At 63.6% G+C, this 571-nt stretch carries 1 protein-coding gene; it reads right to left on the reverse strand.

All coding sequences use genetic code 11. The features are described 5' to 3' along the window. A partial coding sequence (locus tag RYH74_RS26315; RefSeq protein ID WP_317410623.1) for a condensation domain-containing protein occupies positions 1–571 on the reverse strand: 571 nt, incomplete at both ends.

Below are 571 nucleotides of genomic sequence, written 5' to 3' on the forward strand. Positions count from 1 at the left end.
GTCGAACGGTTGCCCTGCTTCGGCTTCGACCCACGCCCGCACAGCGGCCTCGTCGGCGTGCGCCTGCTCCTCGATGGCCAGCTCGAATGGCACTTGAGCATGAATGACCTGCACTGCCTGCTCGCCATCCAGGCGGAAGGTGGTGCGCAAAGTTTCGTGACGCTCGATCAAGGTGCCGAAGGCCTGTTGCAGGGCGTCGACATCCAGCGCCCCGGCCAGCTTCAGTGCGGCCGGAATGTTGTAGGTGGCACTGTGCGGTGCCCATTGCCACAAGAACCATTGCCGTTGCTGGGCGTAGGAAAGCGCTAGCGGCTGAGCCCTGCTCACGCATTCGATGACAGCAGCCTGTGCCCGTTCACCGTGCTCGGCGCGTTTGGCAAAGTCCCTCAACACCGGAGCCTCGAACAGGGTAAGCAACTGCACGTCCAGCCCCAGGTGCTGACGAATGCGGGCAATCACCGAAACTGCCAGCAGGGAATGCCCGCCCTGCAGGAAGAAGTGGTCGCCGAGGCCAACCCTCTCCACCTTCAGCACATCGGCCCAGATCGCCGCGATCTGCTGCTCCAGATCG

It is taken from the genome of Pseudomonas sp. LSJ-87, from assembly GCF_032971465.1.
Lineage (GTDB): Bacteria > Pseudomonadota > Gammaproteobacteria > Pseudomonadales > Pseudomonadaceae > Aquipseudomonas > Aquipseudomonas putida_Z.